Below are 20,374 nucleotides of genomic sequence, written 5' to 3' on the forward strand. Positions count from 1 at the left end.
CGCTACGACCACCAAATTCAAGCCCCAAGCGCGCAAGCGCTTGGGGCTTTCGTTGTTTACAGAGGCTGCATCCCAGCCCTTGCAGGCACACGCGCCAGCGCCGCAAGGCAATACGTATTTCTTTGTTACGCGCTGCATCCAGACGCGCGTCTCGCGGGTAGTGGATAGGTCGGCACCAAATCGCAACCAACAACGTGCACGACATTTCCTCAACTTCAAGGACGTGCAAATGAATCGGTTCCAGATCTTTCGCCCGGTAGCGGTCATGTCGGCGGTTTTCGCCTTGGTTGCCTGCGGTGGCAACGATGACGCGGATGTACCGGACCCACCGTCGGTCACCTTGGGCAACACCATCGCGGTCACCGCCTCCGGCCGTGTCATCAGCTTCAACCGCACCGCGCCTGGCTCGCTGTCCAGCAATGTCGCGCTTTCCGGCCTGGCGACGGGTGAAACCCTGGTCGGTTTCGATGTGCGTCCGGCCGACGGCCTGATCTATGCGGTCAGCTCGACCAGCCGAATCTATACGCTCGATGCCAAGACCGGTGCGCTGACGTTCAAGTCGGCGCTCAGCACGCCGCTCGCGGGCAGCCAGTTCGGCGTCGACTTCAACCCGGTCGCGGACCGATTGCGCCTGGTCAGCAATACGGGCCAGAACCTGCGCGTGGACGTCACCACGGGCACGGCCACCGTCGACGGCGCCATCAATGGCGTGGCCGGCGCGGTCATCACGGCTTCGGCGTACACCAATTCGTTCGCCGGAGCGACGACCACGCAGCTCTACAACCTCGACGCCGCGGGCACGCTGTACCTGCAGGATCCGCCCAACAACGGCACACTGGCCAATCCCGTGGCGCAGAAGGTCGCGTTCTCGGCCAGCAACGGTTTCGACATCGATGCGCGCAGCAACCAGGCCTATGCGGCGCTGTCGGTGAACGGCAGCGCCCAGCTCTACACGATCGCGCTCAGCGGCACCGACGGCGCGAAACTCGTGGGCACGATTGGCAGCGGCGAAGCGCTGCTGGGCCTGGCGCTCACCCAGCCCGCGGCGGCCGTGGTCTACGCACTGGATGACGCATCCCAGCTGAGAAGCTTCTCGCCGGCCACGCCCGGCACGCTGTCGGCGCCCGTGAAGATCTCGGGCCTGGCCGCGGGCGAGATCGTTCTGGGCATTGATTTCCGCCCGTCCAACGCACGCCTCTATGCGCTGACCGGCAATGGGCGCCTGCTGACCGTCGATCCGGCTACCGGCGCCGCGACCGTGGCGGCTACATTGAGCGCCGACGCGGCCGACACCACCCTGCCCTATGCCGGCTTGCGCGGCACCAGCTTTGTCGTCGATTTCAACCCGGTGGCCGACCGCCTGCGCGTGATCAGCAACCTGGGCCAGAGCCTGCGCATCAACGTCGACACGGGCGCGACCACGACCGACGGCGACATCAACCGCGCCACGCCCGCCGTGGTCGCGGCCGGCGCCTATACGAACAGCTTTGCGGGCACCACGGCCACCGATCTCTACGACATCGACAGCGCACAGAACGTGCTGGCCAAGCAGACGCCGCCCAACGACGGCACGCTGGCGAACGTGGGTGCGCTGAATCTGAGCGTGAACGGCGCGGGATCGCTGGACATCGCGGGCGGCGCCAACGGCCTGGTGCTGGCCGCGCTGCGCACCTCGCCCTTGGGGCCGTTCAGCCTCTACACCGTCGCGTTGACTACGGGTGCGGCCACGCTGTACGGCAACACCAGCGGCGATGCGACGCGCTCGTACATCGGCGGCGCAGCAGGCCCGGTGGTGCGCGACATCGCCATCCGCTATTGAGCCCATGACCGCTGCGCTCCGTGCCAGGCCTGGCGCGGGGCGCGCGCAAGCACTTCAGCGGTGCTTCAGCACGGCAAAGCCGCGCTCCAGATCTGCGAGCAGATCGGCGGGATCCTCCAACCCCACATGCAGGCGCACGATGGGCCCGCGCCCGCTCCAGTCGGTCACGCTGCGGGCCTTGGTCATGTCGACCATCACGGCCAGACTTTCATAGCCGCCCCATGACGCGCCTATGCCGAACAGCGACAAGCTGTCGACCAGGCGCTCGGCGGCGGCCAGCGGAACATCGGCCTGCAACTCGAAAGACACCAGGCCATTGGTGCCCGCGCAATCGCGCTGCCACAGCGCATGGCCTGGATGCGCAGGCAGCGCAGGATTGAACACATTGACGACTTCAGGCTGTGACTGCAGCCATTGCGCCAGCTGCAGCGCATGGCGTTCATGCATCTGCAGGCGCGCCGACAGCGTGCGCATGCCGCGCAGCACCAGCCAGGCGTCGTCCGGGCTGACGGTCATGCCGAACGCATCGCTGCGTTCGGCCAGCGGCTGCCAGGCCGCGCGCGTGGTGCACACGGTGCCCATCATCACGTCCGAGTGACCCGACAGGTACTTGGTCGCGGCCATGATGGAAATGTCGGCGCCCAGCGCCAGCGGCCGGTACTGGCAGCCCGAACCCCAGGTGTTGTCCGCGGCCAGCAAGGCGCCGTGGGCATGGGCGATGGCCGCCAGTTGCGGCAGGTCGCACATTTCGTAGACCAGCGAGCCCGGGCATTCGACATAGACCATGCGCGTGGCGGCGGTGATGCGCTGCGCCACATCGCTGCCGTCGGCGCGAAAGAAGCTGCAGCCAATGCCGTAGGGTTCGAGAAAACTGTGCGCGAGCTTGCGCACCGGCTCGTAGACGCTGTCGGACATCAGCACCTGGTCGCCGGGCTTGAGATAGGCCAGCAGCGTCATGCCCACGGCCGCCAGTCCCGTGGGAAACAGCCGCGTGCGAAAGCCGCCTTCGAGTTCGGTGACCGCATCTTCGAGCGCGAAGGTGGTGGGCGTGCCGCGTGCGCCGTAGGTGAACAGACGCTCGTCGCCGCGGCGCTCGCGCATGGCGCGCTGCGCGACCACGCTGTCGAACAGCACCGTGCTGGCGCGCACCAGCGGCGGGTTCACCGCATGGCCGCCGGCGTAGGTTGGGGCCTTGCCCGCATGCAGCAGGCGGGTCTGCAAACCCAGATCGGGCGATTCGGAAGGTGCGTGGGTCATGGTCGATCGGCGTGATGGGCGATGGGCGAAGTGCAATCGGGGCCGCAAGGCGGCCCGCCCTGCAGCGTATCAGTCGACCTTGGCGCCCGAAAGCTTCACCACGCGCGACCAGCGCTCTATGTCCTGGCGCAGCTGGGCGGCGAAGGCCTCGGGCGTATTGGCGACCACTTCGCTGCCGCCATCGGTGATCAGGCGCGTGACTTCGGGCAGGCGCAGCGTGCGCACGATGGCTTCGTTGAGATACGCCACGCGTTCGGGCGGCGTGCCCGCGGGCGCGAAGAAGCCGTACCAGTCTTCGAAGCGCGTGTTGGGATAGCCCAGCTCTTCGAGCGTAGGCACCTTGGAGAAGACGCCGATGCGGCGCGGGCTGGTGACGGCCAACGCGCGCATCTTGCCGTTTTGCAGCATGCCGGCGACCGACGATGTCGAAGTCACCAGCACATCGACCTGGCGACCCAGCAGATCGGTGATCGCCGGGCCCGCGCCTTTGTACGGAACATGGGTCATCTCCACGCCGCTGTCCTTGGAGAGCACCACGCCCACCAGGTGCGAAAGCGTGCCGTTGCCCGGTGTGGCATAGGTCACCGTGCCCGGGTGGCTCTTGGTGCGGCTGGCCAGATCGGCAAAGGTCTTGTAGGGCGAGTCGGCCGCGACCACCAGCGCCAGCGGCGCGGCGTTGATCTGGGTGATGGGCACGAAGTTCTTCAGCGGATCGAAGCCCGCCGACGCGTACAGGCTGGGGTTGACCGCCATCAGCGACACCTGGCCGGAGAGCACGGTATAGCCGTCGGGCTTGGCATCGGCCACGGCCTTGGCGCCGATGTTGCCGCCCGCGCCGCCGCGGTTTTCCACCACCGCGGGCTGGCCCGTGGCTTCGGTCAGCCGCGTGGTCACGAAACGCGTCGTGCCGTCGTTGCCGCCGCCGGGCGGGAACGGCGAGATGAAGCGTATGGTCTGCGCGGGAAAGCCATTGCGCGCCGGCAGCGGCTCGGCGAACGCGGGTTGCAGCACGATGGTGGCGACACAGCCGACGGCGGCAGCGAGCGGCACGATCGACGACAAACGAAGCATGGAACGCATGGCAGAACTCCTGAAAAAAGGAAACGAGATCGAGAACCTGAAAATGGGACCGTCCAGCGCAATCGAATGCGGCCTATGTCATCAGCGCGGCCGGAAGGCGGAAAGCCGCAACTTCATCGGCATCCAGTTGCGCGACCAGTCCGGTTTCCCAGGCCAGGTAGCGGCGCGCTGCCTCCTTGTTGCCGTCATGCCGGTCATGCACGAAGAACAGGTAGTCGATGCATTCGGCGTCCGAAGGAATGTCGGGACTGGCAACGACTGGCAGCTGCGCGGCGCTCCAGGCGTCCATGCCCCCGGCCAGCAGCAAGGGCATGGCCAGGCCCGCAGGCCATTCGGCGCTGGCCCATGCGGCCATTTCCGCGCTCTCGGCAACCAGCACCACCTGGCGCTGCTCGCCCTGCAGCAGCGCGGGCAAAACGGGCCGGATGGACCAGCGCGCCTGTGGAATGTGGCCGGCGCGAAACTGCATGCCGGGGCGCAGGTCGACCAGCGCCACCTCACCACGTTCCAGGCGACTGGCCAGGTCCGGCACACTGATCGTGGCCAGCGCGGGGGGCTGCGGTGCATAGCCAGGAGCAAGTTCCAGGCCACTGTCGATGCCGTTGACCAGCACGCTCGCGTCATGGCCCATCTGGCGCAGCCAGCTGGCGACCGTGGGCGCGCGCACGCCGTCGCTGTCGAACAGCACCAGGCGCGCGCCGCGCACGCCCACGTACTGGTCGCCGGCCTGCATCAATTGGCCGCCAGGCGTGTGCTGCGCGCCGGGCAGGCTGCGCTGGGCGAATTCTTCCGGCGTGCGCACGTCGCACAGAAACAGCGAACGCTGCGGCTCGGCCGCCCAGGCGCGCACCGTGGCCGCATCCACGAAAGGCACGTCGAAACGCCGGGCCAGGGTCTGGGCAGAGGACTGCAGCGCGCTGCTGCCCGAGCCGTCGGGATAGCGCTGGGTGGCGCCATGCTCCAGCTTGTGGTCCGCGAGGTACCAGCCCTGCGTGCCGTTCTCCAGCGCATAGACCGGGTTGGGCAGTCCCAGATTGATCAGCGTCTGCGCACCGATGATGCTGCGCGTGCGCCCGGCGCAGTTGATCACGATGGGCGTGGCGGCATCGGGCACCAGATCGGTCACGCGGTAGGCCAGTTCGCCATTCGGGCAGCAGGTCGCGCCGGGAAGGCTCATCTTGCGGAATTCCGCGACCGGCCGGCCGTCGAGCACCACCACCGGCTCGCACTGGGCCAGCATCTGCGCCAGGCGGTCGGCGCTGAGGCGGGGCGTGTGATAGACCTCCTCGGCGAGTTCGCCGAACGTCTTGGAGGGCAGGTTCACGCCGGCGAACAGCACGAAGCCCGCGGCCTTCCAGGCGCGCGCTCCGCCTTCGAGCACCGCCACCTGGGTGTAGCCCAGCGCCTGCAGTCTTGCGGCGGCGCGCTCGGCCACCTGCGGCGTGCTGGCATCGCCGGCGTCATACACCACGGTGCGCACGCTGCGCCGGGGCACGAGCCGGGGCGCGTCGATTTCGAGGCGGCTGTAGGGCAGCGGCACCGCATAGAAAAGATGGGCCTCTCCATACTGCCCGTGTTCGCGCACATCGAGCAACGCAATTTCGCTGCCGTCATGCAGCCATGATTTCAGGGTCGCAGGAGAAAGATACTGGGTCATAGGAATCCGGAATAACAAAAGGCGCGCACGGTCCCCCCTGCGGCAGTACCTGGGGCACTGCCGCACACGCGGGGAGGGATAAGGGCTGGGGCTTAGCGGCGGGTCTGCACGCCTATGCCCATGGTCTGGCAGGTGCCGGCTTCGAGGTCGTAGCCGGTACGGGAGTTGAGTGTTTCCAGCGCCCGGCCGTACATGTGGAGATGGCGAATCACCTGCTCGCCCTGGATCTCCACCGAATGGATGTCTTCGGGCATCAAGGCAATGCCGGTGCCCGGAGCCACCACCACGCAGTCGGTCTCGCGCAGCCGGCCCACGCCAGGCACGGAGCCGTCGTCGAGGCGCTCATACACGCGGTTGTGTTCCGTGCCGTCGACGGCGGCGATGCAGGCCCAGGTGGTGTGGTTGTGCGGCACGATGCGCTTGCCGGGTCGCATCACGTTGAGGTACAGCGCGAAGCTCTGGTCCGCATCTTCGGCAATCAGGTAACGCGCCTGGTGCTCACCGGCTTCAGGCGCGCTGAACGTATCTTCCTGCCAGAGCGCCTTGGCAGCGGCCAACGCGAGCAGGGAATTCAGCACATCGTCCAGGCTTTCACGCGAGGCCTGCGCACCGCCCAGCGCCTGCTTCATTTGCGCGATCGCGGATTGCACGGCCTGCTGGCGTTGGACATCGAGGGAAAGGGTGGTGGTGGTCATGGGAGCAACTCCTGTTGTTCATTCGTGTTGGTAGTGACTTTAATGACCAGCGCATGACCAAACAATCCACATATTCCATTCAATACATCAATAAAATTAATACATGAACACGCTAGACCTGGATCTTCTGCGCACGCTCGCGGCCATCGAGACGCACGCCAGTTTCTCCGCCGCGGCCGTGCAGCTGGGCAAGACGCAGTCGGCCGTCACGCAGCAGATACAGCGCCTGGAGGAGCAGATCGGCCACCCGCTGTTCGAGAAGCAGGGCCGCAACAAGCACCTGACCGAACATGGCCAGCGGCTGCTGACCTACTCGCGCCACTTGCTTGCCATCAATGACGAGGCGCTGCGCAGCCTGCGCCAAGGGCAACTGCAAGGGGTGTTGCGCATAGGCGCGCCGCACGACACGGCAGACACCATGCTGCCGCCGCTGCTGGCCGAAATCTCGCGCAACGCGCCCATGCTGCAGCTGGAAATCCACGTCAGCCGCAGCCCGTTCCTGATGGAATCGCTCAAACGCGGCGAGCTCGACATGGCCATTTCCAACCGCGTCGAAAACACGTTTGAAGGCGTGGTGTTGCGGTCTTCGCCCACGGTATGGCTTTGCGGCGCGGGTTATGTGCACGACCCGTTCAAGCCCATTCCGCTGATCATGGCCGACGGCCCCAGCATTTTCCGCCGCCTGGGCCACGAGGCGCTGGACGCGGCGGGCATCGCCTGGACCCAGCGCTGCACCTCTCCCAGCCTGATCGGCATACGCGCCGCGTTGATCGCCGGGCTCGGCGTCACGGCGCGCGGCGTGGAGCAGCTCGGCGCGGGCATGCGCGTGCTGGGCGTGGGCGAAGGCATGCCGCGCATGCCCGACCTGATCTACCGGCTCTACATCCGCAGCCATGTGGTCAATCCCATCACCCGGCAGGTGTTCGAAAACCTGAAGAACCGCATGCGGCTCACGGACACGCCCGCGCAAGACGCTTGATCTGACGGGCGGCATGGGGCGGCATGGGTCCCGCCAACTTCCGCATATGGAAGTACGAAAAACTTCCTTGGGCAAACCCGCACCCAAACCTAGCATGGACAGGCTATCGCTCATCCACCCGTTCCGGGTGGATCGCAGCGACCTCATCACCAGCCGCTAGATTCCCATGCCCCATACCCAAGCCCCCCAAGCTGCCCTCGACACGCGCGTGCGCGTGGCTGTCGATGTCGGCGGAACGTTCACCGACGTCGTGCTGCTGCGCGGCGAGACCAAGCACACCGTCAAGGTGCTGACCACGCCCCAGGCGCCCGAGCTGGCCGTGCTGTCGGGCGTGGAGGAAATCCTGCGCCTCGCGGGCCTGGCCTGGCCCCAGGTCGAACTGCTGATCCTGGGCACGACGCTGGCGACCAATGCGCTGATCGAGCGCAAGGGCGCGAAGACCGCGCTGATCACCACGCACGGCTTTCGCGACCTGGTCGAGATCGGCCTCGAAGACCGTTTCGCGCAATACGACGTGTTCCTCGAAAAGCCCGCGCCGCTGGTGCCGCGCCACTGGCGCCATGGCGTCGTGGAACGCGTCAACGCCGCGGGCCAGGCGCTGACCGCGCTGGACGAAGACCAGGTCGTGGCGCTGGCCAGGCAGCTCGTCGATGACGGCATCGAAAGCGTGGCCGTGTGCTTTTTGCACGGCTATGCGAACCCCATTCATGAGCGCCGCGTGCGCGCCATCCTGGCCCAGCATGCGCCCGAACTCTGGGTGTCACTGGCCTCCGACGTATGCCCCGAAATCCGCGAATACGAGCGTTTGTCGACGGTCTCGGCCAACGCCTATGTGCAGCCGCAGGTGGCAGGTTATCTGCGCCGGCTGCAGCAAGGCCTCAAGGAGCGCGGCCTGCATTCCGAGCCTTTCCTGATGACTTCGGGCGGCGCGCTCACAACGCTGCAAAGCGGCATCGACGAGCCCGTGCGCCTGGTCGAGTCGGGCCCCGCGGGCGGCGCCGTGCTGGCGCGCCAGGTGGCCGAGCAGATCGGCGCGACGCGTGCGCTATCGTTCGACATGGGCGGCACCACGGCCAAGATCTGCTTCATCGACGACTACCAGCCGCAGATCAGCCGCAGCTTTGAATTCGGCCGCGTGCACCGGCATCTGAAGGGCTCGGGCCTGCCGATTCGCATTCCCGTGATCGAGATGGTGGAGATCGGTGCGGGTGGTGGCTCCATCGCGCGCGTCAACCACCTGGGCGTGGTGCAGGTGGGCCCCGACAGCGCGGGTTCCAGCCCCGGCCCAGCCGCCTACGGTCTGGGCGGCGAGCAGCCCACGGTCACCGATGCGCATGCGGCGCTGGGCCATGTCGATCCCGCGCGTTTTGCCGTGGGCAAGGTGCAGCTGGACCCGGCGCTGGCGCGCGCCGCGCTGGCCCAGGGCCTGACCGCGCAGACCGGCCTGGAGCCCGAACTCGCGGCCCAGGCCGTGGTCGACATCGTCACCGAAAACATGGCCAACGCGGCGCGCGTGCATGCGTCAGAACTGGGTAAGGCCGCCGATGAAAGCACGCTGATCGCGTTCGGCGGCGCGGCGCCGCTGCACGCCGCGCTGCTGGCGCGCAAGCTGGGCATTGCGCGCCTGGTCGTGCCCAACTCGGCCGGCGTCGGCTCGGCGCTGGGCTTTCTGTGGGCGCCGGTCGCCTACCAGACGGTGCGCAGCCTGCACCAGCGCCTGGACCGCATCGATCACACGGCTGTCGAGCGCCTGCTGATCGAACTCACCGAGACCGCCGATGCCGTGGTGCTGCGCGCTGCGCCCGGCGAAGTGCTGGTGCGCAAGCGCCAGGTCTTCATGCGCTACGCGGGCCAGGGCCACGAGATTCCCGTGGCCTTGCCCGACGGCCCGTTCGATGCCGCGGCCAGCGCCCTGCTGCACCAGCGCTTCGAGCAGCGTTACGCCGAACTCTACGGCCGCAGCCTGCCGCATATCGCGGCCGAGGCCGTGAGCTGGTCGGTGGCGGTGCAGGCCGGCGAACATGCGGCGCCCGCGCCCGATTTCATTCCCGCCGACCAGGCGCCCGCGGTCTCCACGCAAAGCCGCCAGGTCTACGACGCCGACAGCGGCGACTGGCAGGCCGTGCCGGTCTATGAGCGCCATCTGCTGCAGCCCGGACAGTGGCTTGCGGGCCCGGCGCTGGTCGTCGAGGACGAGACCACCACGCATGTGATCGCGGGCTTCGAAGTGCGGCTGAGCCAGCTCGGCGCGCTGATTCTCGACGACACCTTGCAACTGGCGCAGAACGCGCTGGACCATGAAGAGGCGGTGACCGCATGAGCGCCACGCCACAACGCCAAGCCACACGTCACGCGATTCGCCAGCAGTTGATCTGGAGCCGCCTGCTGGCCGTGGTCGAGGAGCAGGCCCAGGCGCTGATTCGCACCGCCTTCGGCACCTCGACGCGCGAGGCCGGCGACCTGTCGGCCGGCGTGTTCCTGCCCGACGGCCGCATGATCGCCCAGGCCGTCACGGGCACGCCAGGCCATGTGAACTCCATGGCCGACTCGGTGCTGCATTTCCTGCGCGCCTACCCCGCCGACACCATGCGCGACGGCGATGTGTTCATCACCAACGACCCCTGGAAAGGCACGGGCCACCTCTATGACGTGGTCATGGTCACGCCGGTGTTCCACCTGGGCAAGATCGTCGCGCTGTTCGCCTCGACCGTGCATGTGGTCGACATCGGCGGCCTGGGCGCGGGGCCCGACGGGCTGGAGATCTACCACGAAGGCCTGTTCCTGCCGCTGCTGCACTTCGTGCGCGCAGGCGTGCTCGAAGAGTCCATCCTGGCCATCGTGCGCGCCAATGTACGCGAACCCGAACAGGTCGAAGGCGATCTGCATGCGCTGGTCGCCTGCAATGCCGTGGGCGCGCGCCGGCTGCAGCAGCTGCTGCGCGAATTCGCGCTCGCCGATCTGCAGGCCCAGGGCGACTACATCGTCGAGCGCTCGGCGCGCGCCATGCGCGAAGCCTTGCGCGAATGGCCCAAGGGCACCTGGCACAACCACATGACCGTCGACGGCTACGACACGCCGCTCGAACTGCATGCGGCCGTGACCATCGATGAAGACGGCGTGCGCGTCGATTTCACCGGCACCTCGGGCACCGTGCCGCGCGGCATCAACGTGCCCAAGGCCTATACCGATGCCTACACCTCGTTCGGCATACGCTGCCTGATAGGCTCCGACGTTCCCAACAACTCGGGTTCGCTGGCCGCGATCCAGGTGAGCGCGCCCGAAGGCTCCATCGTCAACGCGCTGCCGCCCGCGGCCGTCACCGCGCGCTCGGCGATTGGCCAGATGCTGCCCGACCTGGTGTTCGGCGCGCTGCGCCAGGCGCGCCCCGACCGCGTTCCGGCCGAAGGCGCGTCGGCGCTGTGGAACATCCACCTCGTGGGCGGCCGGCCGTTCCCGGGCGGGCCCAACGAGGCGCTGGCCAAGGCGCGGCGTTTCTCCATCACCAGCTTCACCACGGGCGGCACGGGCGCGCGCCCGGGGCAGGACGGGCTCTCGGCCACGGCCTATCCCAGCGGCGTGCGCAATGTCTCGCTGGAGATTCTCGAGACCCAGGCACCGTTGCTGTTCCGGCGCAAGGAGTACCGCGCCGACTCGGGCGGCGTGGGCGCGCAGCGCGGCGGCCTGGGCCAGACGATTGCCGTGGAGAACGCCGACGGCGCGCCCATGGTGCTGGCCGCGAGCTGGGACCGCGTGCGCTTCGCGCCGCGCGGCGCGCTCGGCGGCGGCGATGGCGCCAAGGGCCGGGCCTGGCTGGAACACGCAGGCACGCCGCTGCGCGGCAAGGGCCGCCAGCTCATTCCCGCGGGCGAAGTGCTGATCGTCGAAACGCCGGGCGGCGCAGGCCTGGGCGATCCGCGTGAACGCGACCCCACACGGCTGGCCAGCGATTTGCAGGCCGGTGTGGTCACGCCCGACAACGCGGCGCTCTATCAAGCCGAACCCGCTGCCAGCGAGGTGAGCGCATGAGCCAGGCCAAGCAAGTCATCCAGCAGCAACTCGCCTGGAACCGGCTGCTGTCCGTTGTGGAAGAACAGGCGCAGACGCTGATACGCACGGCGTTCGGCACGCCCACGCGCGAAGCCGGCGATCTCTCCGCCGGCGTGTTCCTGCCCGACGGCCGCATGGTCGCCCAGGCCGTGACCGGCACGCCCGGCCATGTGAATGCCATGGCCGAATCGGTCAAGCATTTCCTGCATGCATTTCCGCTCGAAACCATGCGCGCCGGCGATGTGTTCCTGACCAACGATCCGTGGAAAGGCACGGGCCATCTGTTCGACATGACCATGGTCACGCCGGTGTTCCGCGCGGGCCGCGCCGTCGCGCTGTTCGCGGCCACGGTGCATGTGGTCGACATCGGCGGCATAGGCTCCAGCCCCGACGGCCTGGAGATCTACCACGAAGGCCTGTTCCTGCCCATCCTGCGCTTCATCCGCGAAGGCCAGGTGGACCCTGCCGTGCTGGCCATCATCCATGCCAATGTGCGCGACCCGGCCCAGGTCGAAGGCGACCTGTTCGCGCTGGTCGCCTGCAACGAAGTCGGCAGCCGGCGGCTGCTGACGCTGATGCAGGAGTTCGCGCTCGATGACCTCACGGCGCTCGGCGACTACATCATCGGCCAGTCGGCGCGCGCCATGCGCAATGCGCTGGCCGACTGGCCCAAGGGCACCTGGCACAACACGCTGGTCGCCGACGGCTACGACGCGCCCATCACGCTCACGGCCAGCGTGACCATCTCGGACGACGGCATCGACGTCGACTTCACTGGCACCTCGGGCACGGTGGCGCGCGGCATCAACGTGCCCAAGGCCTATACCGACGCCTATACCTCGTTCGGCGTGCGCTGCCTGGTCGGCGCCGATGTGCCCAACAACGCGGGCTCGCTCGCTCCCATTCGCGTGCAGGCGCCCGCAGGCTGCATTCTCAACGCGCTGCATCCGGCAGCCGTCACGGCGCGCCATGTCGTCGGCCAGCTGCTGCCCGATGTGGTGTTCGGCGCGCTGCGCCAGGCGCGGCCCGAACTGGTGCCGGCCGAAGGCGCGTCGTCGCTGTGGAATCTGCAGCTGGTCGGCGGCGAAGGCCTGGCCGGCGCCAGCGCCGAAGACAACGCCGCGCTGCGTTCAGGGCCGCGCTTCAACGTCATCAGTTTTTCGACCGGCGGCACGGGCGCGCGCCCGGCCCAGGACGGGCTTTCGGTCACGGCCTACCCCAGCGGCGTGCGCAATGTGTCGCTCGAAATTCTCGAGACCCAGGCACCCGTGGTCTTCGAGCGCAAGGAATTTCGCGCCGACTCGGGCGGCGCGGGCGCGGCGCGTGGCGGCCTGGGCCAGGTGATCGAAGTGCGCCATGCCGACCCTGCGGCCGCGCTGCTGATCGCCGCGGCGTTCGACCGCGTGCACCACCCCGCGCGCGGCGCGCTCGGCGGCCTCGACGGCGCGCCCGGGCGCCTGCACCTGGCGTCGGGCGCAACGCTGCAGCCCAAGGGCCGCCAGGTGGTGCCCGCGGGCGACCGGCTGATCGTCGAGACGCCGGGCGGCGGCGGCCTGGGCCTGCCCGCGCAGCGCCCGCTCGCGCGCATCGCACAGGACCTGCGCCATGGCCTGGTCACAGCCGAAGCCGCAGCGCTCTACGCCCGCGCACGCGCCGAGGCGCCAGCCGATGCCGCGCGCGAACTCCAGCCCAGCTGTCCCTGATCGCCGCCCTCCTTTGCCTGAATTCTCCGACCTCGTTCCCTTGAAAACGCCATGAAACTCTCGCGCACTTTCCGCCCCCACACCCTTTTGGCCGCGGCCCTGCTGACCCTCGGTCTCGCCAGCCATGCCGCCCCACCCGATCACTCGGGCTCGCTCACGCTGCTGCTGCCCACCGAGCCCACGGCCCTGGTGACGATCAGCAATGTCGCCACGCCCATCCTGAGCGTCAGCGCCAAGGTCACCGAAGGCCTGCTGAAGTACGACTTCAGCGTCAATCCCCAGCCCCAGCTCGCGACGAAATGGACCATCAGCCCCGACGGCCTGACCTATACGTTCAATCTGCGCCAGGGCGTCAAATGGCATGATGGCCGCGAGTTCACCTCCGCCGATGTCGCGTTCTCGATAGACCTGCTGAAAAAAATCCACCCGCGCGGACGCAACACCTTCGCCAACGTCAGCAGCATCGATACGCCCGACAAGCACACGGCCATCATCCGCCTCTCCAAGCCCGCGCCGTATCTGATCCGCGCGCTGGTGGCCACCGAGACGCCCATCGTTCCCAAGCACCTCTACGACGGCACGCAGGCCCAGTCCAATCCCAACAACAACGCGCCCATAGGCACGGGCCCGTTCAAGTTCAAGGAATGGGTGCGCGGCAGCCATATCGTCTATGAGCGCAATGCCGACTACTGGGACAAGCCCAAGCCTTTCGTCGACCAGCTGATCGTGCGCTTCGTCACCGACCCGGCCGCGGCCGCCGTGGCCTTCGAGACCGGCACGGTCGATCTGGGCTACCGCACGCCCGTGCCGCTGTCCGATCTGGAACGCCTCAAGAAGATTCCTTCGCTGCGCTTCGAGACCAAGGGCAACAGCTATTCGCACAACGTCACGCGCCTGGAGTTCAATCTCGACAACGCGTATTTCAAGAACGACAAGGTGCGCCAGGCCGTGGCGCATGCGCTCGATCGCAACGTGATCGTCAAGGTCGTGAACTACGGTTACGGCAAGGTCAGCTACTCGCCCATCGCGCCGGGCCTGACCGCCTACCACGACCCCGCGCCTTCGCCCTATGCCTACGATCTGAAGAAAGCCAATGCGCTGCTCGACGAGGCCGGCTTCCCGCGCAAGGCCGGCGGCGTGCGCTTCGAGCTGCCGCTGGACTTCAACCCCATCAGCGCCGAAGGCTCGCGCCTGCCCGACTACATCCGCACGGCGCTGGCGCGCATAGGCATCGCGGTGACGGTGCGCGCCCAGGACCCGAGCGCCTTCATCAAACGCATCTACACCGACCGCGACTTCGCGTTCACCACCAACGGCGCGAGCAACCTGTTCGATCCCACGGTGGGCGTACAGCGGCTGTACTGGTCGAAGAACTTCGTCAAGGGCGTGCCTTTCTCCAACGGCACGCACTACAACAACCCCGTGGTCGACAAGCTGCTCGAAGACGCGGCCGTCGAGAACGATGTGGTCAAGCGCAAGAAGCTGTTCAAGGACTTCCAGGACACCGTGGGCCGCGACGTGCCCGATCTGAACCTCTACCAGCCCGAGTTCATCACCATCGCCAACCAACGCGTGCACGACCACTCGTTGACGGCCGATGGCGTCGAGTCGAATCTGGCGGATGTGTGGGTCGAGCCCAAGAAATAAATACCGGCCCTTCGACAGGCTCAGGGCGAACGGGGAGTTGGCTCGGCGCGAACGCTCAAGACCCGTTCGGGCTGAGTCCTGAGCCCGTCGAAGGATCGAAGCCCCGGTATTCGGGCATTCCGGGACATCGTCTCGCCAAGGCTTGGCGCGCGGCCATGCGCCAAGCCCGCGTCCCGCCTGTGCACATGAAACAAAACCGTCACGAAAACGAAATACGCAAAAAGTAACATTTGCCCACATCGTTCCCTTCGTACTGTTCATGCCTGAAATCACTGAGTATCTAAGCGACTTCCGGCCCCGTTATCGCCAGCCCAGCGCCGCCGACCTCTGCATCGAAGTGCCGAGCATGACGCCCGACGAAACGAACGAAAAGGTCATGGAGATCTTTGGCCGCCATCGCGATCTGGTGAGCCTGCCTGTGGTCGAAGGCAACAAGCCCATAGGACTCATCAACCGCAACATTTTTCTGTCGCAGATGAGCAAGCAGTTCCGCCACGAGCTGTACGGCAAGAAGAGCTGCATCGCCTTCATGGACAAGGAGCCGCTGATCGTCGATGCCGCGCTGGACATCGATGCACTGACGCTCAAGACCGTCGAGTACGGCGAGAAGACGCTGTCCGACGGCTTCATCATCACGCGCGCCGGCACGTTCGCCGGAATCGGCAACGGCTTGCAGCTCATGCGCGTGGTCGCCGACATGCAGGCCTCGCGCAACCGCCAGATCATGCACAGCATCGAATACGCGAGCGTGATCCAGCGCTCCACGCTGCGCAGTTCGCTCGACGCGCTGGCGCGCGCCTGCCCCGAAGCGCATCTGGTCTGGGAGCCGCGCGACATCGTGGGCGGCGATTTCTACCAGTTCTGCACCGCCACCGACGGCTGGTTCGCCACGGTGGCCGATTGCACGGGCCATGGCGTGCCCGGCGCGTTCATGACCTTGATTGCCTCCACCAGCCTGAACCAGGCCATTGAGCAGAACGGCCCGCGCGATCCCGCGAGCCTGCTGGGCCATGTGAACCGCAGCATCAAGCAGATGCTGGGCCAGGTCAACGGCCAGGACGGCACGCCGGGCTCCGACGACGGTATGGACGCGGCCTGCTTCTGGTTCGAGCCCGCGAGCGGACGATTGGTTCTGGCCAGCGCCCGGCTGACCATGTTCGTGCTGCGGCCTGGCGCCGACAGCGTGGAGATGCTCGACGGCCAGCGCAAGGGCGTGGGCTATGTGGACAGCGATTTCGACTACACCTGGCACAACCAGGAAGTGATGCTTCCCCCGGGCAGCCTGGTCTTCGTGAGCACCGACGGGCTGATCGACCAGATCGGCGGACCGCGCGGCATCGCACTGGGCAAGCGCCGCGTCAGGGAACTGCTGCTTGAACAAAGAGAAAAGACTCCCTCGCAGGTCAATGCGACGTTGCTCGAAGCCCTGCATCTCTGGCAGGGCGAGCACCACCGCCGCGACGACCTGACCTTTTTCTGCTTCCGCGCCTAAAGATTGCACTTCATATGCCCTCCCGCATGATTGCCGACAAGTACGGCTCCTTCTTCAACCTGGCGCGCCAGCACCAGGTCATCTTCTACTACGTGGGCTACTTCTCGCAGCACATCGTGGCCGCCATGGCGGATGCGGTGAAGCTGCAGCTCGAAGTGGCCGGCGTGGCACCGGCCACGCGCCGCAAGCTGTTCTCGTCGTTCGTCGAAATGGCGCAGAACATCATCCATTACTCCGCGGATTCGCTCACGCCCTCGAGCCAGAACAATGGCGAGCTGCGCCACGGCTCGGTGTGCATTCGCCGCGAGGACGACGGCAGCTTTCTGCTGCTGTGCGCCAACCCCATAGAACCCGTGATCGCCGAAGACCTGCGCGTGAAGCTGGGAGCGCTGCGCAACATGACGCTCGACGAAATCAAGCAGGCCTACCGCCAGACGCTGCGCGAGGAAACCCCGGAAGGCAGCAAAGGCGCGGGCATGGGATTTCTGACCCTGGCCCGGGATGCACGCCAGCCGCTGGAGTTTGACTTCGACACGCAGGACGAGTCTGGCGACTCGCCGGTCTTCTACTTGAAGGCGGCGATCTGAGCCCCGACGGGCTTGTCAACGAATCGAGATTACGCATGGAAAACCTCTACATCGCTCCCACGCCCAGCTCTCCCGAAGTGGACTTCAAATTCGATGCGCGCAGCCTGAGCCTGCGCGGCGAGTCCTATCCCGAGAACGCCGCCGCCTTTTATGGCGACATCATCGCGCGGCTCAAGGAATTCCTGGCCACGCAAAAAGACATCTCGCTGGAAGTGAACATCGCGCTGGCCTACTTCAACAGCTCCAGCACCAAGATGCTGTTCAACCTGATCGAGGCGCTGAGCAACGCCGCGGAAGACGGCAATCAGGTGCGGCTCAATTGGTTCCACGACGAGGAAGACGACACCATCCTCGAGTTCGGCCAGGAACTGAGCGAAGACTTTCCGGCGATCGCCTTTGTCACCCGCGCTATCGAGGCCTCATAAATGCAAGTCCCAGTGCCGGTGCACGATCTTTTCGATGCCGAGAATCAAGCGCTGCTGGCTGCCAAGTCGGCCCATGCGGGCGACCCGGACCAGGGCGGCCAGGCGCTGGGCGATCTGATCACGGCATTCGAGCGGCTGCTGCGCGAAACCCGCAGGCTGGTGCGCCGCAGCGACAAGGCCGAGCTGGAGATGAACCAGCTGAACATGCGGCTGCAATACCTGGCGGCTGAACTCGAGCACCGTGCCAACCACGATCCGCTGACGGGCGTGCTCAACCGGGCGGCGATCATCAATCTGGTGAATCGCCATTTCGCGCAGCAGGATCTGGCCTTGATCGTGCTCGACATCGACCATTTCAAGCGCATCAACGACAGCTTCGGCCACCCCATGGGCGACAAAGTGATTCTGGGCGTGGTCGCCTGCCTGCAGGCGGTGGTGCCGGCCGCGGCGCAGGTGGGCCGCGTGGGCGGCGAGGAGTTCACGGTGGTGCTGCCGCGGCACAACGGCGTCGAATCGGAACAGGTGGCGCAGGCGCTGCGGCGCGCGATCGAGAGCTATGCTTTCGATCTGCCGGATGGTAGCGGTGTCACGGCCAGCTTTGGCGTCTGCTGGGCGCCTGCCGGCGGTGATTTCGACACCGCCTACGGACTGGCCGACGAGGCGCTGTTCATCGCCAAGCGCGCCGGCCGCAATCAAGTCCGGCTGACCTCCCCTTCTTCGCACGCTGCCGAGCATGTGGTGTAACTCTGCTCTCGGTGTGCTGGACACCCGCTGGCCCATGCTCCATGGCGCACCGGCGCTTGGCCAGGACCAGGGCCTGACATGGCGGATACTGGTCGTCGACAACGACCCCGACGTGCACGCTGCCACGCGCGCCGCGCTCGAGGGCCAGATGCTGTTTGGCCGCTCGCTGGTGTTCATGCATGCTTTCTCGGGCGACGAAGCCCGCTCGCTGCTGCTGCGCGAGCATGACCTCGCCATGGTGCTGATCGACGTGGTGTCGCAGCGCGCCAGCGCGGGGCTCGATCTGATCGATTTCATCCGCCACTGCGCGGGCCTGAAAAACACGCGCATCGTGCTGCGCACCGGCCAGCCGGGCCAGGTGCCCGATCTGGAAACGCTGCTGCGCTACGACATCAACGACTACCGCACCAAGGCAGAACTCACCAGCGACCGGCTGCTGGCCATGGTGGTCACCGCCGTGCGCTCCTACAAACAGCTGTGCGCGGTGCACGCCAGCGCGTACCACGACCCGCTGGTCAATCTTCCCAATCGCTCCTACTTCATCGACAAGGTCAATGAATTCGAACAGCGGGGAATGGACGATCACATCGTGGCCTTGATCGACATCGACGATTTCAGCGCCACCAACGACATGATGGGCCACCATTTCGGCGACCGCCTGCTGGAGAAAGTCGCGCGCCGCCTCGAAGAGTCGCTGCCCGCCGATGTACTGCTGGCCCGGCTGGACGCGGACACGTTCGCGGTGCTGGGATCGGTGCAACAGGTACAGCCCCGGCGTCTGCTCGAGTGCGCGCTGCAACCGCTGCATATCGAGGGCGTGCCGCACAAGGTGTCGCTGACTTGCGGCTATGTGCTGCTGCCCAAGGCGCCCCAGCCCGGCGCCGATCTGATCAAGGATGCGACCATCGCGCTCAAGCGCGCCAAGCGCGACCATCGCGGCCAGCACCTGCAATATGCCGACCAGATGGGCACGGAAGCGCGCGCGCGCGCCGTGCTGCTGTCGAACCTGCGGGAAGCGATAGAGAAGCAGCAGCTGTTCCTGGTCTACCAGCCGCAGCTCAATCTCGACACCCAGCAGTTGATAGGACTCGAAGCGCTGCTGCGCTGGCGCACCGAAGACAACACCTTCATTCCGCCCGACCAGTTCATTCCGGTGGCCGAACACTCGGGCCTGATTCTGGGCCTGGGGCAATGGGTGCTCGCGACCGCCTGCGCGACCATGCGCGAGCTGCTGGACACCGGGCTGGCGCCGCTGCGCATGGCCGTCAACGTGTCGACCGTGCAGCTGCGCGACCCCGGCTTCTTCGAACTGGTGTGCGCCGCGCTCGCGGCCAACAACCTGGAAGGCCGGCATCTCGAACTCGAGATCACCGAATCGGTCGCGGCGCTGCCGACAAAACTGCTGGACTCCACGCTCTGCGCCCTGCGCGCCGAAGGCATTTCGATTGCCATCGATGACTTCGGCACCGGCTACTCATCGCTGAGCTACCTCGAGCGCCTGCCGCTGGACCGCATCAAGATCGACCGCTCGTTCACGCGCCAGCTCGGCGACCCGCATGGCGCGCGCATTGCCGAAATGGTCGCGGATCTGGGGCGCAAGCTGGGGCTGGCCGTGCTCGCCGAAGGCATAGAAGATGCGGGCGCGTGGCAGGCCTTGCTGGCCATGGGCTACCAGGAAGGACAGGGTTATCACATCGCCATGCCCATGGACAAGACCGAGCTGCGTCACTGGCTTGGACGCCACCCCGAGCGCCTGCGCGCCGCCTGAGCAGCGCGCGGGCCGCCTCAGGCCGCGAGACGGTGCTGCGCGCCCGGCACCGAAGCGATCAGGCTGCGCGTGTAGGCGTGCTGCGGCCGCTCCCAGATGTCCTGGTGGCTGCCGGTCTCGACGATCTTTCCCTGATTCATCACCAAGACGCGATCGGCGAAATAGCGCACCACCGACAGGTCATGTGAAATGAACAGGTACGACAGGCCGAAGTCTTCCTTGAGTTCGACCAGCAGATTCAGGATCTGCGCCTGCACCGACACGTCGAGCGCCGACACCGGCTCGTCGAGCACCACCAGCGAAGGCCGCACGATCAACGCGCGCGCAATGCCTATGCGCTGGCGCTGGCCGCCCGAGAACTCGTTGGGATAGCGCGCCGCGGCGTCGGCCGGCAGGCCCACGCGGTCGAGAATGCGCGCGATGCGCTGGCGGCGTTCGTCGCGCTGCTCAACGCCATGCACCACCAGCACGCTG

At 66.8% G+C, this 20,374-nt stretch carries 16 protein-coding genes; 11 read left to right on the forward strand and 5 right to left on the reverse strand.

The window, feature by feature from the left end; translation table 11 throughout:
- Positions 1-229 precede the first annotated feature (229 nt).
- The gene (locus KHY18_RS23575) at positions 230-1,819 is read left to right on the forward strand and encodes a DUF4394 domain-containing protein (RefSeq protein ID WP_213305785.1); all 1,590 of its coding nucleotides are present in this window, start codon (positions 230-232) and stop codon (positions 1,817-1,819) included.
- Between the two features lie 54 nt (positions 1,820-1,873).
- Here the strand turns inward: KHY18_RS23575 and metC are convergent, their stop codons facing one another.
- The 4 genes from metC to KHY18_RS23595 form a co-directional block, all read right to left on the reverse strand.
- Positions 1,874-3,076 (reverse strand): cystathionine beta-lyase, encoded by a 1,203-nt coding sequence (gene metC / locus KHY18_RS23580; protein ID WP_213305788.1) that lies wholly within the window; start codon positions 3,074-3,076, stop codon positions 1,874-1,876.
- 69 nt (positions 3,077-3,145) lie between these two features.
- A complete protein-coding gene (locus KHY18_RS23585; protein WP_213305791.1) occupies positions 3,146-4,156 on the reverse strand; it encodes a Bug family tripartite tricarboxylate transporter substrate binding protein in 1,011 nt (336 codons plus the stop codon).
- A 73-nt stretch (positions 4,157-4,229) separates the two neighbouring features.
- A complete protein-coding gene (locus KHY18_RS23590) occupies positions 4,230-5,813 on the reverse strand; it encodes a rhodanese-like domain-containing protein (RefSeq protein ID WP_213305794.1) in 1,584 nt (527 codons plus the stop codon).
- A gap of 92 nt (positions 5,814-5,905) precedes the next feature.
- Positions 5,906-6,508, reverse strand: coding sequence for a cysteine dioxygenase family protein (locus KHY18_RS23595; RefSeq protein ID WP_213305797.1), 603 nt, complete (start codon positions 6,506-6,508; stop codon positions 5,906-5,908).
- A gap of 103 nt (positions 6,509-6,611) precedes the next feature.
- Between KHY18_RS23595 and KHY18_RS23600 the strand changes: the two genes are divergently transcribed.
- From KHY18_RS23600 to KHY18_RS23645, 10 genes are all read left to right on the forward strand, one after another.
- Entirely contained in the window at positions 6,612-7,487 is an 876-nt protein-coding gene (locus tag KHY18_RS23600; protein WP_213305800.1) for a LysR substrate-binding domain-containing protein, read from the forward strand.
- A gap of 166 nt (positions 7,488-7,653) precedes the next feature.
- Positions 7,654-9,807, forward strand: a complete 2,154-nt coding sequence (locus KHY18_RS23605; protein ID WP_213305803.1) for a hydantoinase/oxoprolinase family protein — start codon at positions 7,654-7,656, stop codon at positions 9,805-9,807.
- Complete coding sequence (locus KHY18_RS23610; RefSeq protein WP_213305806.1) at positions 9,804-11,513, forward strand: hydantoinase B/oxoprolinase family protein; 1,710 nt, start codon at positions 9,804-9,806, stop codon at positions 11,511-11,513. Before KHY18_RS23605 ends, KHY18_RS23610 begins: the two co-directional genes overlap by 4 nt.
- Entirely contained in the window at positions 11,510-13,237 is a 1,728-nt protein-coding gene (locus tag KHY18_RS23615; protein ID WP_213305808.1) for a hydantoinase B/oxoprolinase family protein, read from the forward strand. Before KHY18_RS23610 ends, KHY18_RS23615 begins: the two co-directional genes overlap by 4 nt.
- Positions 13,238-13,288: 51 nt before the next feature.
- Positions 13,289-14,884, forward strand: coding sequence for an ABC transporter substrate-binding protein (locus KHY18_RS23620; RefSeq protein ID WP_213305810.1), 1,596 nt, complete (start codon positions 13,289-13,291; stop codon positions 14,882-14,884).
- Positions 14,885-15,143: 259 nt separating this feature from the next.
- Complete coding sequence (locus tag KHY18_RS23625) at positions 15,144-16,376, forward strand: SpoIIE family protein phosphatase (RefSeq protein WP_213305811.1); 1,233 nt, start codon at positions 15,144-15,146, stop codon at positions 16,374-16,376.
- 14 nt (positions 16,377-16,390) lie between these two features.
- On the forward strand, positions 16,391-16,963 hold the full coding sequence (locus KHY18_RS23630) for a SiaB family protein kinase (protein WP_213305812.1): 573 nt from the start codon (positions 16,391-16,393) through the stop codon (positions 16,961-16,963).
- Between the two features lie 35 nt (positions 16,964-16,998).
- A complete protein-coding gene (locus tag KHY18_RS23635; protein WP_213305813.1) occupies positions 16,999-17,388 on the forward strand; it encodes a DUF1987 domain-containing protein in 390 nt (129 codons plus the stop codon).
- Positions 17,389-18,132: a GGDEF domain-containing protein gene (locus tag KHY18_RS23640; RefSeq protein WP_213305814.1), complete on the forward strand. Its 744-nt coding sequence runs from the start codon at positions 17,389-17,391 to the stop codon at positions 18,130-18,132.
- A gap of 34 nt (positions 18,133-18,166) precedes the next feature.
- A complete protein-coding gene (locus tag KHY18_RS23645; RefSeq protein WP_249729344.1) occupies positions 18,167-19,900 on the forward strand; it encodes a putative bifunctional diguanylate cyclase/phosphodiesterase in 1,734 nt (577 codons plus the stop codon).
- Positions 19,901-19,917: 17 nt separating this feature from the next.
- On the opposite strand, the gene KHY18_RS23650 is transcribed toward KHY18_RS23645, so the two are convergent.
- On the reverse strand, positions 19,918-20,374 hold a 457-nt coding region (locus KHY18_RS23650), incomplete at its 5' end, for an ATP-binding cassette domain-containing protein (protein WP_213305816.1).

The sequence above is a fragment of the Acidovorax sp. CCYZU-2555 genome (assembly GCF_018413525.1).
In the GTDB taxonomy this organism is placed as follows: domain Bacteria; phylum Pseudomonadota; class Gammaproteobacteria; order Burkholderiales; family Burkholderiaceae_C; genus Comamonas.